We start from the raw sequence: 13,475 nt of genomic DNA on the forward strand, positions 1-13,475 counted from the left end.
CCGATGGCAGACGGCATGACGACGGCCGACCTGGCGGACTGGGTACGGGCCTTCGCCCGGCTCGTCGACGAGCACGAGGACCTGCTCACGGAGCTCGACGCGGCGATCGGGGACGCCGACCACGGCGCCAACATGCACCGCGGGATGACCGCGGTGGTGACCGCGCTCGACGAGGGCGAGGTCACCACGCCGGGCGCCCTGCTCAAGAAGGTCGGCATGACGCTGGTGTCGACCGTCGGCGGTGCGAGCGGTCCGCTCTACGGAACCTTCTTCCTGCGGTTCGGCGGGGCCCTCGACGACGCCGAACCGGTGGGCCCCGACGGCTTCGCCGCCGGCCTCCGTGCCGGTCTCGACGGCGTGGTGACCCGCGGGAAGGCGGAGGCTCGGGACAAGACCATGTACGACGCCCTGGCCCCGGCGGTCGACGCGCTCGAGGCGGCGCTGGCCGACGGCGAACCGTGGGGAACGGCGCTCCAACGGTCGGCCGCGGCCGCGGCCGCGGGGCGGGACGCGACGATCCCGATGCCGGCCCGCAAGGGCCGGGCCAGCTATCTCGGGGAGCGGAGCACCGGCCACCAGGACCCCGGCGCCACCAGTGCGGCGCTGCTCGTCGCCGCGGCGGCGACGGCGCTGGGCGGCCGGCAGGACCGGGCGGCGTCGAGCGCCGGGCCGGCCGAGGGGATGCCGTCTCGGTGAGCGCGCCGAGCGGCGGTGGAGCGCAGGGCGTCGGGATCGTGGTCGTCTCGCACAGCCGGGCCCTGGCCACGGCCGCCGTCGCGCTGGCGACGGAGATGGTGCACGGTGCCGAGCCCCGCATCGCGGTCGCGGCCGGCCTCGACGACACGACCTTCGGCACGGACGCCGTCCAGATCGCCGCGGCCATCGAACGCGTCGACGGCGACGCCGGCGTGGTGGTCCTCATGGACCTGGGCAGCGCGGTGCTCAGCGCGGAGATGGCGCTCGACCTGCTGGACGACGACCTCGTCCGCGGCCGCGTGACGTTGTGCCCGGCACCGCTGGTCGAGGGGCTGGTCGTGGCCGCGGTCGCGGCTGCCGGCGGCGCATCCCGGCAGGAGGTCGCCGCCGAGGCCCGGGCGGCGCTCCTCGCGAAGGCCGGGCACCTGGGTGCCGACGAACCCGGAGGCCCGCCCGCGGAGGAGGACGGGGCCGCGGTCACCTCCACCTTCACCGTCGAGAACCCGCACGGACTCCACGCCCGACCCGCGGCCCGGCTCGTCGCCGAAGTGCGTCGACTGGACGCCACGGTGACGCTGCGCAACGTCACGACGGACGGCGCGGCCGTGCCGGCGGGCAGCCTCAGCCGGGTGGCGACCCTGGGGGCGCTGCAGGGGCACGTCATCGAGGTGGCGGCGACCGGACGGCAGGCGCGCGCCGCGCTGGAACACCTGCTGGCGCTGGCCGCGCGCGGGTTCGACGAGGCGGACGACGCCGGCGAGGACATCCCGGCGGGCGACGTGCCGCTCGCGCCCGGAACGCCGTCCCCGGCGGGCCCCGGGATCGGGATCGGGCCCGCCCGCCGGCTGCCCACGTGGTCGCCGACGCGCACGGAGGCGCCGGCCGGCCCTCCTGCGACGGAGCGGCGACGGCTGGCCGAGGCCGTGGCCGAGGCCCGCCGGGAGGTCGAGCGGCTCCGCGACGGCGCGCGGCAGGGCGCTGCCGGAATCTTCGAGGCCCACCTGCTGCTGCTCGACGACGCGGAGCTGCTGGGGGAGGCGCGGTCGCGGATCGACGCGGGCACCTCCGCGTCGGCGGCCTGGGAGGCGGCGGTCGGCACGGTGGAGCAGAGCTGGCTCGCCCTGTCCGACCCCTACCTGCGTGCTCGCGCAGCGGACGTCCGGGCGGTGGGGGAGCAGGTCCTGCGAGCGCTGGCCGGCGGCACCGCGGCGACGCCGGTGTCGGTGGACGGCGTCCTGCTCACCCCGGACCTGACACCGGCGCAGGCTGCAGCGCTCGATCCGCGCGCCGTGCGCGGCGTCGTCCTCGCCGGTGGGAGCGCCACCTCGCACGCGAGCATCCTCCTCCGCTCGCTCGGTATCCCGGCGGTCGTCACCGCCGGGCCCGGGGTCCTCGACGTGGCCGAGGGCACGGTGGTCGTCGTCGACGGCACGGCGGGGCGGGTCGTCGTGGATCCCGCCCCCGATGTGCTGGAGCAGTACGAGCGCGAGGCGAGCCGGCTCGCCGAGCAGGCGGAGCGTGCGGCGGCCGAAGCCACCCGCCCGGCGATGACCGCGGACGGCGTCCGGGTCGAGGTGGCAGCGAACCTCGCGTCCGTCGCCGACGCCCGTGCCGCGGCGGCGACCGGGGCCGACGGCGCCGGCCTGGTCCGGACCGAGCTGGTGTTCGTCGACCGCGACCGCCCGCCGTCCGTGGCGGAGCAGGAGCGCGACTACCGCGCGATGGCGGAGGTGTTCGGCGGGCGTCCGATCACGATCCGGACCCTCGACGTCGGCGGCGACAAGCCGCTGCGCTACCTCCCGCAACCGACCGAGGCGAACCCGTACCTCGGGGTGCGGGGCCTACGCCTCTCGCTCGCGCGGCCGGAGCTGCTCGTCGAGCAGCTGACCGCGATCTGCCGGGTCGCGCGTCGGGCACCGGTCAACGTCATGTTCCCGATGGTCACGACCGTCGACGAGCTGATCGCGGCCCGGCAGCTGCTCGAGCGGGCGGCCGGGGCGGAGGGGCTTCCGCCCTCCTTGCGGACCGGGATCATGGTGGAGGTGCCGGCGGCGGCGCTGACCATCGAGGCATTCCTGCCGTACCTGGACTTCGTCAGCATCGGGACGAACGACCTCACCCAGTACACGCTCGCCGTCGAACGCGGGAACCCGGCCGTGGCACCGCTGGCCGATCCGCTCCATCCGGCGGTGCTGCGCCTGATCGCCGAGGTGGGCAGCCGGGCGGCCGGTCGGGCTCCCGTCGCGGTGTGCGGCGAGATGGCAGCCGACCCGCTGGCCGTCCCCCTGCTGCTGGGCCTGGGCGTGACGGAGCTCAGCGTGGCGGGCTCCGCCGTGCCGCGCGTGAAGGCGGCGGTGCGGGCGCTGGCCCTGCGGGAGTGCGAGGAGCTGGCGAAGGAGTGCCTCGAAGCGGGAACCGTCGCCGACGTCCGCCGGCTGCTCGCCGACCGGGCGCACGCCCTCCGCCCGACCGGAGCGGTGGTGCCGTACGTCCGCTCCGCGTGACGACGGCGGCCGGATCAGTGCGGGTCCGGTGGTGGCGGCAGCAGCCAGAGCGCGCTCGCCAGCACTCCGTACACCACCGCCGGGCCGGTGTGCGGCAGTCGCTTGCCGGCGGCCGCCCGTGCCTGTCCGCGGCGGAAGATCCACCGCTCAGCGGTCAGCAGCCCGCCGACCCCCGCGGCGAGCGCGGCGGCCACGGACCCGAGGATGACGGCCTTGCTGCCGGCGGGCAGCGAACCGAGTGCCTGCGCCGGGGCGACCGCACCCTCGGCCCCGTGCCCCCCGGGTGCGGGGACCCACGCCGCCCGCGCGTCGGGCACGGACGCCGCGACGGCGACAGCGGTGAGCCCGGCCTTCGCCCAGCCGCGGGTCGTGCGTGAGGGGATGAAGTCCGGTGTGGCGTAGTACAGGGTCGTCGCCGCTGCGCTGACCAGGGGGGCGACAGCTCGGGAGGACGTCGACCGCGTGATCACCCGGCGATCCTCCCGTGCGCGAGGGGCCGCATCAACGAAATTCCCGCAGCTGCCGGCATCACCAGCAGGCGCCGCCCCACCGGCGCAGCGGACGTCGCGGCCGGGCGCAGGGCGTCCGGGAGGGAGCGGCACCGGGTTGTCGTCGGATCCCGGAGCCACCAAGGTGGACGCCACCCGGCGGGGACAGTCCGGCGCGACCGGTCCCCGGGACGGCTTGACCTGACGGAGGCAGCGTGTCCCCTGACGTCATCGGACTCAGCCTGCTGGTGCTGGGCGTCCTGCTCCTCGTCGCCAAGCTCGTCCGCATCCGGTCCCGGATCGCTCAGAAGCTCTTCCTCCCCAGCTCGATCATCGGCGGGTTCCTGGCCCTGCTCATCGGCCCCGAGGTGGTCGGCTCGGTGGCCGAGGCGATCGGCGGGGAGGACGCGCCGCTGACCGGTGGACTGTGGCCGGCGGAGTTCCTCGCGGTCTGGGCGTCGCTGCCGGGCCTGCTGATCTCCGTCGTGTTCGCGACCCTGTTCCTCGGCGAGCGGATCCCCAAGGTGAAGGAGGCCGCCGAGCTCGCCGGGCCGCAGCTGGCTCTCGGCGTCACCATGGCGTCGGGCCAGTACGTGATCGGGCTGCTGCTGGCCGTCCTGCTGCTCGTACCGTTCCTCGGCCAGGACCCCATGGTCGGTGCGCTCATCGAGGTGGGGTTCGAGGGCGGGCACGGCACGGCCGCGGGGCTGGGCACCACCTTCGCCGACCTCGGCCTCCCGGAGGGGCAGGACCTGGCGCTGGGCCTGGCCACGGTGGGCGTCGTCTCCGGCGTCGTCGTCGGCATCGCGCTGATCAACTGGGGCGTGCACACCGGCCGCGCCCAGGTGCTGGAGCACGACGCGAAGACGTCGCTGGCCGAGCAGCGCGGGCTCTACGAGCGCGAGGAGCAGCCGCCGGCCGCGCTGATGACGGTGCGCACCGCCTCGGTCGAGCCGCTGGCGATCCACTTCGCGATCGTCGCCGTGGCGATCCTCATCGGCCTCGGCCTGCTCGAGGGGCTGCAGGCCCTCGAGCAGGCGCTGTGGGCCGACACCGTCGCACTCTTCGAGTTCGTGCCGCTGTTCCCGCTGGCGATGATCGGCGGGGTGCTGGTGCAGAAGTTCGTCGACCGGTTCGATCGGACCGGCATCGTCGATCGGCGGATGATGCTGCGCATCCAGGGGATCGCGCTCGACCTGCTGATCATCAGCGCACTCGCCACGCTGTCCATCCAGGCGATCGCGGAGAACTGGGTGACGTTCCTCCTCCTCGCCGTCGCCGGCCTCTCGTGGAACGTGGGCGCCTTCGTCTTCCTGGCGCGCCGGATGATCCCGCGCTTCTGGTTCGAGCGCGGTATCGGCGACCTGGGGCAGTCCCTCGGCGTCACCGCCACCGGGCTGATCCTGATCCGGGTCGCCGACCCCAACGCCGCCACCCCGGCCATGGAGGCCTTCGGGTACAAGCAGCTGGCCTTCGAGCCCTTCTTCGGCGGCGGTCTGGTCACCGCGGCGTCGCTCCCGCTGATCGCCCAGTTCGGGCCGGTGCCGCTGCTGATCGCCATGTCCGTCCTCCTGGTCCTGTCGCTGGGGACCGGAATCCTGTGGTTCGGACGGCGGACGCCGGAAGAGGAGGAGGCACGGTCCCCGGACGGTTGACGGCCGGAGCGCCCTCGTCAGGCGGTAGGGACCGCGTCGGCCGGAGTCGTGTCCCGTTCGCCGTACCAGGCAGCCAGCCGGGCGAAGCCGGTGTCGAGGCCGACCTCCGGCCGCCAGCCGAGCGCGGTCCGGGTCCGCCGCTGGTCGAACCAGTGCGCCGTCGTCAGCTGCTCGGTGAGGAACCGGGTCAGTGGCGGGGTCGACCGCCGGCCGGCGGCCGACCAGGTCCTCTCCACCACGGCGCCGGCCAGCCAGGCTGCGTGCGCCGGCACCCGACGCCGGGGCCCGGGCACGCCGGCTGCCGAGCACAGCCGTCGCAGGATCTCCGCCACGGTGCGGGGCTCACCGTTGGAGACCACCAGCGCTTCCCCGTGGACGGGCCCGCACGCGTCGACCCCTGCCACGAGGGCGGCGGCGGCGTTGTCGACGTACGTGGTGTCGATCAGTGCGGCGCCGGAACCGATCAGCGGGAGACGACCGCTCCTGGCCCGCGCGACGATCCGCGCCACGAGTTGCTCGTCGCCGGGGCCCCACACCAGGTGCGGGCGGAGCACCAGCACCGCGAGGTCGGCCGAGTCCGCGCCGAGCGCCACCTGTTCGGCCAGCGCCTTGGACCTCGAGTAGGCACCTCGCGCCCGAGCCGGATCGGCGGGGCCCGCGCCCGCCCCGAACAGGGGCGACCCGGCGTGCGAGACCGAGGGGGAGGAGACGTGCACCAGCCGCTCGACGCCCGCGGCGGAGCAGGCGGCGACGACGTTGCGCGTGCCCTGGACGTTGGCCCGCGCGTACTCCTCCCACGTCCCGGTCACGTCGACCTTCGCGGCGAGGTGGACGACGGCGTCCTGCCCCGAGGCGGCCCGCGCCACCACGGACGGGTCGGCGATGTCCCCGAGCACCTCGGAGCAGGGCAGGCCCGAGGGACGGCGCTGGAGGACCGTCACCTCGTCGCCGCGCGCGATCAGGCGCTCGGCCGTGACCCGGCCGAGCATCCCGCTCGCGCCGGTGACCAGGACCCTCACGCCGTCCCGCCGCTCCGGGTCGCCCAGCGGACCGGTGTGCCGGAGAGGACCCGGGTCGCCCGGCGCGCCAGTGCCGCCCGGTCCACCTTCGACTGGTGCCGGATGTCGACCGGCAGCGCCGTCGTCTCGAGGACGGCGGCGAGGTCCGTACCGGCCGCGGCATGGATCCGGTCGGCGAGCGCGGGAGGAGCCACGGCGAGCCGGCCGGCGCGGGATGCACGACGGGGGGCACGGGCTACGGGCACGACGACGGCGACGACCACCTGCGCGCCTGCCGGACCGACGCCGACGACCGCCGCGGCGAAGACGTCGTCCAGGCGCTCGATCCGCTGCTCGGGGCCGACCGGGGTCACCGGCCCGTCCGCGGTGCTGATCACGTGCGCCAGCCGGCCCTCGATCCAGAGTCGTCCCGCGTCGTCCAGGTGCCCGACGTCCCCGGTGCGGTGCCAGCCCGGATCGCGGGCTGCGGAACGCTCGGTGGCCCACAGCGCGTCGTAGCGGTCCTTCACGTGCGGCGCGCGCACGCAGACCTCGCCGGGGACGTGGGGCGCCCCCGTGAGCGGGCCGTCGGCGGCCCCCAGCGGGGAGAGCGGGCTGACGCGGACCTCGACACCGGGCACCGGGCGGCCGACGCAGACGCCGTTCCCCGGCCCGGCGGCCTCGACGTCGTCCAGGGAGACGTCGGTGACCGGGAGCGCCTCGGTCATGCCGTACGGCGTGTGCGCCTCGGCCCGCGGGAACGTCTCGCGGAGGGCGTGCAGGAGCGGTGCCGGCACGGGCGCTCCGGCCGACATGAGCAGCCGGACCCGGCTCAGCGCCGAGCGCTGCTCCCCGGTCAGCTGCGCGGCGGTGGCGGCGACGCGGCGCAGCGCGGCCGGTGCGGCGAAGACCACCGTGGCGTCAACGGCGGCCGCCGCGTCGGCCAGCTTCGCGGCGGTCAGCGTGCCGGGCGCCGTGACGTCGATGTCGGGGACGGACGACGCGATCCCGAGCCCCGGTCCGAGGATGGAGAAGGGGGCGAACGCGGCCACCAGCGCATCACCCGGCGTGAGGCGGTAGGCGGTCCTGACCAGCTCCAGCTGAGCGCCGACCTGGCGTTGCGTGTAGACCACGCCCTTGGCGGGACCGGTGGCCCCGGAGGTGAAGACGACCGCGCAGTCGGCGTCCGGCGGGCCCTCCGCCGGCGCGGCCGAGGACCGGCCGAGCGCCTCCAGCGAGGCCAGGTCGTGCTCGGCGCCGAGGGCCCGGCGCAGCCGGGCCGTCGCTCGCCCCGCGACGATCCGCGTCCCGGGGAGGCCCATGGCCCGGGCGGCCACCAGGCCGGCGGTGCTGCCCAGGACGTGGTCCGGCGCCGCTCCCCGGAGCGCGCGGCGCATACCTCGGAAGCCGAGCCCCTTGTCGGCGACCACGATCACGGCGCCCGCGCGCCAGGTGGCGTAGACCGCTGCGGTCAGGTCCGCCGACGGTTCCAGCAGGAGCGCCACCCGCTCTCCCGGACGGACACCGGCCGCCGCCAGACCGGCGGCGAGATCGGCGACCCGGCGGGCCAGCTCCGCCCAGGTGATCGAGTCCCCGCCGGTCTCGACGACCGCCGGGGAGTCGTCCTCCGAGCGGGCGGCCAGGGCCGCCCAGGGCCTGGGGGGCTCCGCCGCCGTGCCGCGGCTGCCCGCGGTATCGGCGTCCGGGGCGGCGAACGTGTCGGTCACCCAGGTGGCCACCGCCTCGGCGTACTGGGGTGCGTCCTCGGGGAGGAGGTGGGAGGCGCCCTCGTAGCGGTGCACCGCCGCCCGGGGCAGGCGTTCCCGCAGGTCCGCCAGGTACTTCTCGCCGAAGACCGGGTCACGAGGGCCCCACAGCAGCAGCGCGGGGACGTCGAGCGTCCGGATGCCCTCGGCGATCGCCTCCTGCGCCGCACGGGAGGGGTGTCCCGGCCGGAACGGGATGTCGGCGACGAACTCGCCCACGGCCCGGCGCTGTGCCGCCGACGGGTAGGGCTGCGCGTAGGCCCGGCGGATCTCCCGGGGCAGCGGCGGCCACGACAGCGCCGTCGCCCCGCGGACGAACACCGAGCTGCCGACGGTGACGGCGGCGCGCAGGCCCGGCGCGTGCGCCAGCCGGATCAGCGCGGGCCCCAGGTCCCCCTCCGGCATGGCGACGGCGGTGTTGGTGAGGACCACGCCCCGCACGTCCTGCCGGTGCTCGAGCGCCCAGCCGAGGGAGATGATGCCGCCCCAGTCGTGGGCGACGGTGACGACCGGGCCGGTGACGCCCAGCGCGGCGGTGAGGTTCCCGAGGTCGGCCACCCGCTGGGTGAGGGTCCGCGGCGCGGCCGGCCGCTCGGACCAGCCCATGCCCAGCTGGTCGGGGGCGACGACGCGCCACCCCGGCGGGGCGGCGGCGACCAGGCGGCGCCACAGGTAGGACCAGGTCGGGTTGCCGTGGACGCACAGCAGGGTGCCGACCGGGTCGGGCACACCGTTGTCGAGCACGTGCCACAGGTGCTTCTCGCCGTCCGCACCGGGCACGGCGACCCACCGCGACCAGGACGGGTCCAGGCCCGGCAACCGGACCGTTGCGCCGGCTGTCACCAGGCGATCTCCAGGCAGCAGGCGTTGAGGCCCGAGCCGATCCCCATCAGCAGCACGCGGTCGCCGTCGGCCAGGGTGTCGGCCTGCCCCGCCAGCGTGAACGGCACCGACGCGGGGCCGAGGTTGCCGCGGGTGGGGAAGGTCGTCGGCACCCGTGCCCGATCGATGTCGAACCGGTCGCACAGCGCCCCGGTGTGCACCTTGGAGACCTGGTGGATGACGTAGCGGTCCATTCCCCGGGCCCAGTCGAACTCGTCCGCCGCCTCCGCCCACAGCTCACCGGAGAGGTCGAGGCCGGCGGCGAGGAGGCCCTTGAGATCGGTCTGCATCCCGTCGTTGTCGCCGGTGCACAGCCGGTGGTGCTCGGTCCCGGCCCGGCTGACCGAACCGACGAGCCGGTGGCCCTCGGGGTGCCGGTCGGCCCGGCCCAGCACCATGGCGACGGCGCCGGAGCCGAGGGTGAGGGTCGCGAAGTGCCCCATCACGTCCTTCGCCACGGTGTCCGGCCGGTTGAGCAGGTCGATGGTGCGCTCCTGCACGGGCCGTGCGTCCTCGCCGTTGACGACGAGCGCGTACTCGACCATCCCGACGTCGATCATCGCCGCGGCCAGCTCCATGCCGTTGATGAACCCCAGGCAGGCGTTGGTCACGTCGAAGTTCTGGCAGGAGCTCGGCAGCCCGAGGGAGTCGTGCACGGCGACGGCCGTCGACGGTTCCAGGTGCTTGCGGCTGACCGACGTGTTGACCATCAGGCCGATGTGCGCCGGGTCGACCCCGCTCTCGCTGATCGCCTTGGCGCCCGCGGTGGCGGCGCCGTCGACGAACGAGACCCCGTCGGCCCACCAGCGACGCTCCTCGATGCCCGCGAGCCGCTGCAGCAGCCCGGGGCGCAGCCCGACGCGCTGGTAGGTGTCACCCAGCTGTTCGTCGAACTCTGCCGACGTGACGATCTGGGACGCGTCCACCGTCTGCACGGTGAGGATCGCGGTGTTGCTGAATCGGTGTGTGGCGTTGCCGGTCATCAGGTCCACTCGTGAGGTGCGGCGGGCGGCCGCCGTCCTCATGCGCCACCCTCGTCCGGCGCGCTTACCCGTCGGGGCGACAGGTACACCGGCCGGGCCGTCGGCTCCAGCATCCCAGGCGGACGTGACCGGCGGGTAGCACCTCACTCCCAGCGGAAGAGCGCGGCCGCGAGAGCGCACGCGACGACGGCGGTGACGCCCGGGCCGACCAGGTGAGCGGGCTCGACGGGGACGCCGGCCCAGGCCGCGGACAGGCCCTCGACGGCGGCGCCGAAGGGGAGCCACCCGCCGACGGTCGCGACCGGCTCCGGCAGGGCGTCGCGCCCGCCGAACAGTCCTCCGAGCGCGCCGAGGGCGAAGAAGGCGACGAGGCCGATCGCGACCGCCGAGTTGGGCGTGGGTGCCACCGCGGCGACCACCATGCCGACCGCGTACATCGCCACCATGCCGGCCACCACGACACCGAGCGCCGTGCCCGCGTGCACCGGCAGGCGCGCGTCGAACGCCAGGAGCGCCACCAGCAGCGCAGCCACGACGCCGGTGATCGCCTGCAGCACGCTGACGACCGCCTGCGCCACCAGCACCATCGCCGGGGAGGCCGGCGTGACCGAGAGCCGGCGCAGGACCCCCGTGCGGCGGTAGTAGGCGAGGAAGCTCGGCATGTTTGATGATGCCGGTGGTGGCGATCACGATGGTGACCACCAGCGGCAGGACGAAGACCTCGAGCGCGGTCCGACCGTTGACCACCGTCTCGTCGCCGGCGGCCGAGGCGTTCATCACGAGGATGAGCAGCGGCAGGCCGATGGGGACGACGAGTCCGGCGGTGTCGCGCACGACCATCTTCGCTTCGCACCGGACCAGGGCCAGCCAGGCTCCCAGGCCCGGACCGCGGGGCTCGACCACGGTGCTCATCCGGCGTCCTCCAGCTCCTTGCCCGTCAGGGCGACGAAGGCCTCGTCGAGGGTCCCGGCGCCGGCCCGGCGCGCGAGGCCGGCGGGAGTGTCGAGGGCGACGACGCGCCCGGCGTCCAGCAGGGCGACCCGGTCGCAGAGATGCTCGACCTCGTCCATCGCGTGGCTCACCAGCAGGACCGTGACGCCCTCCTCGCGCAGACGCTCGACCGTCGCCCACATGCGGCGCCTGGCCCGCGGATCGAGCCCGGTGGTCAGCTCGTCGAGGATGGCGACGCGCGGCCGTCCCACGAGCGCGAGGGCGATGGAGAGCCGCTGCTGCTGGCCGCCGGAGAGCTTCTCGAAGCGGACCCGCCGCTGCTCGGTCAGGCCGACGAGCTCGAGCAGTTCCCCGGCCGGCCGCGGCTCCGGGTAGAAGCTGCGGTACAGGCCGAGGAGTTCGGTGACGGTCAGCGCGTGGTGCAGGTAGGCCTGCTGCAGCTGGACGCCGAGCACCTGGCGGACTCTCGCGCGGTCGCGCTGCGGATCCAGGCCGAGCACGCCGACCCGCCCCCGGTCGGGCTTCCGCAGGCCGGCGATCAGCTCGACCGTGGTGGTCTTCCCCGCGCCGTTGGTACCGAGGATGCCGAACACCTCGCCCGGTTCCACGCGCAGGCTCACGTCGTCGACAGCGATCGTGCCGCCGTACCGCTTGTGCAGGCCGTCGGCCTGCAGCGCGGGGTTCGTGCTGCTCATGGTGACGACGCTAGGGAGAGCGGGGGCCCGGGACAGGTGCCGGAAGTCAGGACACCGGTCCATGACTTCTGGCACCCCCGCCGGGCGTCGTCGGAAACCTAGGGTGGCGCCATGCGACGCCTCGGCCCGGACGAGTGGTCCGGTCTGGCGATGCTCGTGGTCGCGGTCGTGGTGGCCGGCCCCGTCCTCCTGGGCGCGGCCGATCCCACGATCCCGCGCGGCCTCTGGATCGCGGTCTTCGCGGTGCTGATCGGCGCCCTGCTCGTGGCCGCCGCCGGTGCGGGCTCGTCCCGCCGTGCCCATGCGGCCTTCGCGTTGGCGGTGTCGTCGTCCTGGGCGGTGCTGCTGACCGCGCCAGGTCTGGGGCTGCTGCCGGTGCTGCTGGTCGTCGTCGCGGCGGTGAGCGTCTACGTCGTCCCGCTCCGGGTGGGGCTGCTCGTCGTGGCGCTCAACACGGCTGTCATCGCCCTCGCGTCGGCGCGGCAGACGGGCGACGTCCCCCAGACGCTGATCATCACGGGTTTCTACCTTCTGATCCAGCTGGCGAGCGTGCTCAGCTCGGTCGCCGTCGTCCGGGAGCAGCGGATGCGGCGGGAGCTGACCGAGGCGCACGTCGACCTGCGGGCCGCGACGGTCCTCCTGTCCGAGTCGGCGCGCACCGCCGAGCGGCTGCGGATATCGCGCGACCTGCACGACCTCATCGGCCACCAGCTGACCGTCCTCACGCTGGAACTGGAGGCGGCGCACCACCGCGAGGGGGAGCAGGCCCGGGTGCACGTCGCACGGGCTAACCGGGTCGCGCGCGACCTGCTGACCGACGTGCGCACCACCGTCGGGGAGTTGCGGGGCGGGCCGCCGGACCTGGCCGGGGCGCTGCGTCAGGTCGTGCGCGACCTGCCCGGCCTGGACGTGACCATCTCCGTCGCGCCGGAGGTCCGGGTGGACGAGGCCCAGACCGTCGCCCTCGTGCGGGCCGTGCAGGAGATCGTCACGAACACGATCCGGCACGCCGGTGCCCGGACGCTGACGATCGACGTCGTCGCGGACCGGTCCGGGGTGGTGCTGACCGCCGTCGACGACGGCACCGGGGCCCGCGAGCCCGTGCCCGGCAACGGCCTGCGCGGGCTGGTCGAGCGGTTCGAGGCGCTCGGCGGCGACGTGAGCTTCGGGGGAGACCAGGGGTTCCGGGTGACGGCCCGGGTGCCGATGTCGTGACCCGGGTCGTGGTGGTCGACGACCAGGCGCTCGTGCGCCAGGGCATCGGCAGCCTGCTGGAGGTCGCCGGCTTCGACGTGGTCGGTGAGGCCGGTGACGGGCAGGCGGCGCTGGACGTGGTCACCGCGGCGGCGCCCGACGTGGTCCTGCTCGACCTCCGGATGCCCCGGTACGACGGCATCTGGACCCTCGGGCAGCTCGCCGGCCGCGGCATCGACATCCCGGTGCTCGTGCTGACGACCTTCGACGACGACACGCTGGTCCTCGCCGCGCTGCGCGGCGGGGCGCGGGGCTACCTGCTCAAGGACGTGACGCTGGAGCAGCTGACCCACGCGGTGCGCACCCTGGCGGACGGGGGCACGCTCATCGCCCCGTCCATCACCGACCGGCTGCTGAGGGCGATCCGCTCGGGCCCGTCACCGGTCGGCGCCGACGCCGCACCGGTGCAGGACCTCACCGAGCGCGAGCTGGAGGTGCTGCGGCTGGTGGCGGAGGGGTACAGCAACCGCACGATCTCCGAGGCGCTGTTCCTCGCCGAGGGCACGGTGAAGAACCACGTCTCCACCATCCTGCTCAAGCTCGGTGCTCGCGACCGGACCAACGCCGTGCTGCGAGCGCTCCACGAGGGCATCCTGCGGTAGC

Annotated in this window: 11 protein-coding genes; 5 read left to right on the forward strand and 6 right to left on the reverse strand. The window is 75.1% G+C overall.

Features of this window, described 5'->3' with window-relative positions; genetic code table 11:
- Positions 1-3: 3 nt before the first annotated feature.
- Both dhaL and ptsP read left to right on the forward strand, forming a co-directional pair.
- Positions 4-696, forward strand: coding sequence for a dihydroxyacetone kinase subunit DhaL (dhaL, locus tag ACI79S_RS06920; protein ID WP_456592702.1), 693 nt, complete (start codon positions 4-6; stop codon positions 694-696).
- Positions 693-3,200 carry a phosphoenolpyruvate--protein phosphotransferase gene (gene ptsP / locus ACI79S_RS06925; protein WP_456592703.1) on the forward strand — a complete coding sequence of 836 codons (2,508 nt, stop codon included), beginning with the start codon at positions 693-695 and terminating at the stop codon, positions 3,198-3,200. The genes dhaL and ptsP overlap by 4 nt, the downstream gene beginning before the upstream one ends.
- A 14-nt stretch (positions 3,201-3,214) precedes the next feature.
- Here ptsP and ACI79S_RS06930 read toward each other — a convergent pair whose 3' ends face one another.
- Entirely contained in the window at positions 3,215-3,670 is a 456-nt protein-coding gene (locus ACI79S_RS06930) for a hypothetical protein (protein ID WP_456592704.1), read from the reverse strand.
- A 233-nt stretch (positions 3,671-3,903) separates the two neighbouring features.
- Here ACI79S_RS06930 and ACI79S_RS06935 point away from each other — a divergent pair, with 233 nt between their 5' ends.
- Entirely contained in the window at positions 3,904-5,343 is a 1,440-nt protein-coding gene (locus ACI79S_RS06935; RefSeq protein ID WP_456592705.1) for a sodium/glutamate symporter, read from the forward strand.
- A gap of 17 nt (positions 5,344-5,360) precedes the next feature.
- Here the strand turns inward: ACI79S_RS06935 and ACI79S_RS06940 are convergent, their stop codons facing one another.
- The 5 genes from ACI79S_RS06940 to ACI79S_RS06960 all read right to left on the reverse strand — a co-directional run bounded on the left by ACI79S_RS06940 (position 5,361) and on the right by ACI79S_RS06960 (position 11,618).
- The gene (locus tag ACI79S_RS06940; protein ID WP_456592706.1) at positions 5,361-6,362 is read right to left on the reverse strand and encodes an NAD-dependent epimerase/dehydratase family protein; all 1,002 of its coding nucleotides are present in this window, start codon (positions 6,360-6,362) and stop codon (positions 5,361-5,363) included.
- Complete coding sequence (locus ACI79S_RS06945; protein WP_456592707.1) at positions 6,359-8,950, reverse strand: alpha/beta fold hydrolase; 2,592 nt, start codon at positions 8,948-8,950, stop codon at positions 6,359-6,361. The genes ACI79S_RS06940 and ACI79S_RS06945 overlap by 4 nt, the downstream gene beginning before the upstream one ends.
- Complete coding sequence (locus ACI79S_RS06950; protein ID WP_456592708.1) at positions 8,947-10,014, reverse strand: 3-oxoacyl-ACP synthase III; 1,068 nt, start codon at positions 10,012-10,014, stop codon at positions 8,947-8,949. Before ACI79S_RS06950 ends, ACI79S_RS06945 begins: the two co-directional genes overlap by 4 nt.
- Positions 10,015-10,115: 101 nt before the next feature.
- Positions 10,116-10,634, reverse strand: coding sequence for an ABC transporter permease (locus ACI79S_RS06955; protein WP_456592709.1), 519 nt, complete (start codon positions 10,632-10,634; stop codon positions 10,116-10,118).
- Positions 10,635-10,880: 246 nt separating this feature from the next.
- On the reverse strand, positions 10,881-11,618 hold the full coding sequence (locus tag ACI79S_RS06960) for an ABC transporter ATP-binding protein (protein WP_456592710.1): 738 nt from the start codon (positions 11,616-11,618) through the stop codon (positions 10,881-10,883).
- A 111-nt stretch (positions 11,619-11,729) separates the two neighbouring features.
- Between ACI79S_RS06960 and ACI79S_RS06965 the strand changes: the two genes are divergently transcribed.
- Positions 11,730-12,833 carry a sensor histidine kinase gene (locus tag ACI79S_RS06965; protein ID WP_456592711.1) on the forward strand — a complete coding sequence of 368 codons (1,104 nt, stop codon included), beginning with the start codon at positions 11,730-11,732 and terminating at the stop codon, positions 12,831-12,833.
- Positions 12,830-13,474 (forward strand): response regulator, encoded by a 645-nt coding sequence (locus ACI79S_RS06970; protein ID WP_456592712.1) that lies wholly within the window; start codon positions 12,830-12,832, stop codon positions 13,472-13,474. Before ACI79S_RS06965 ends, ACI79S_RS06970 begins: the two co-directional genes overlap by 4 nt.
- Position 13,475 lies beyond the last annotated feature (1 nt).

Source organism: Blastococcus sp. SYSU DS1024, from assembly GCF_054050795.1.

Coding starts and splice junctions, on each gene's coding strand:
- ACI79S_RS06965 (WP_456592711.1), top strand. CDS start 11,730: ATGCGACGCCTCGGCCCGGACGAGTGGTCCGGTCTGGCGATGCTCGTG.
- ACI79S_RS06960 (WP_456592710.1), bottom strand. CDS start 11,618: ATGAGCAGCACGAACCCCGCGCTGCAGGCCGACGGCCTGCACAAGCGG.
- ACI79S_RS06955 (WP_456592709.1), bottom strand. CDS start 10,634: ATGCCGAGCTTCCTCGCCTACTACCGCCGCACGGGGGTCCTGCGCCGG.
- dhaL (WP_456592702.1), top strand. CDS start 4: ATGGCAGACGGCATGACGACGGCCGACCTGGCGGACTGGGTACGGGCC.
- ACI79S_RS06950 (WP_456592708.1), bottom strand. CDS start 10,014: ATGAGGACGGCGGCCGCCCGCCGCACCTCACGAGTGGACCTGATGACC.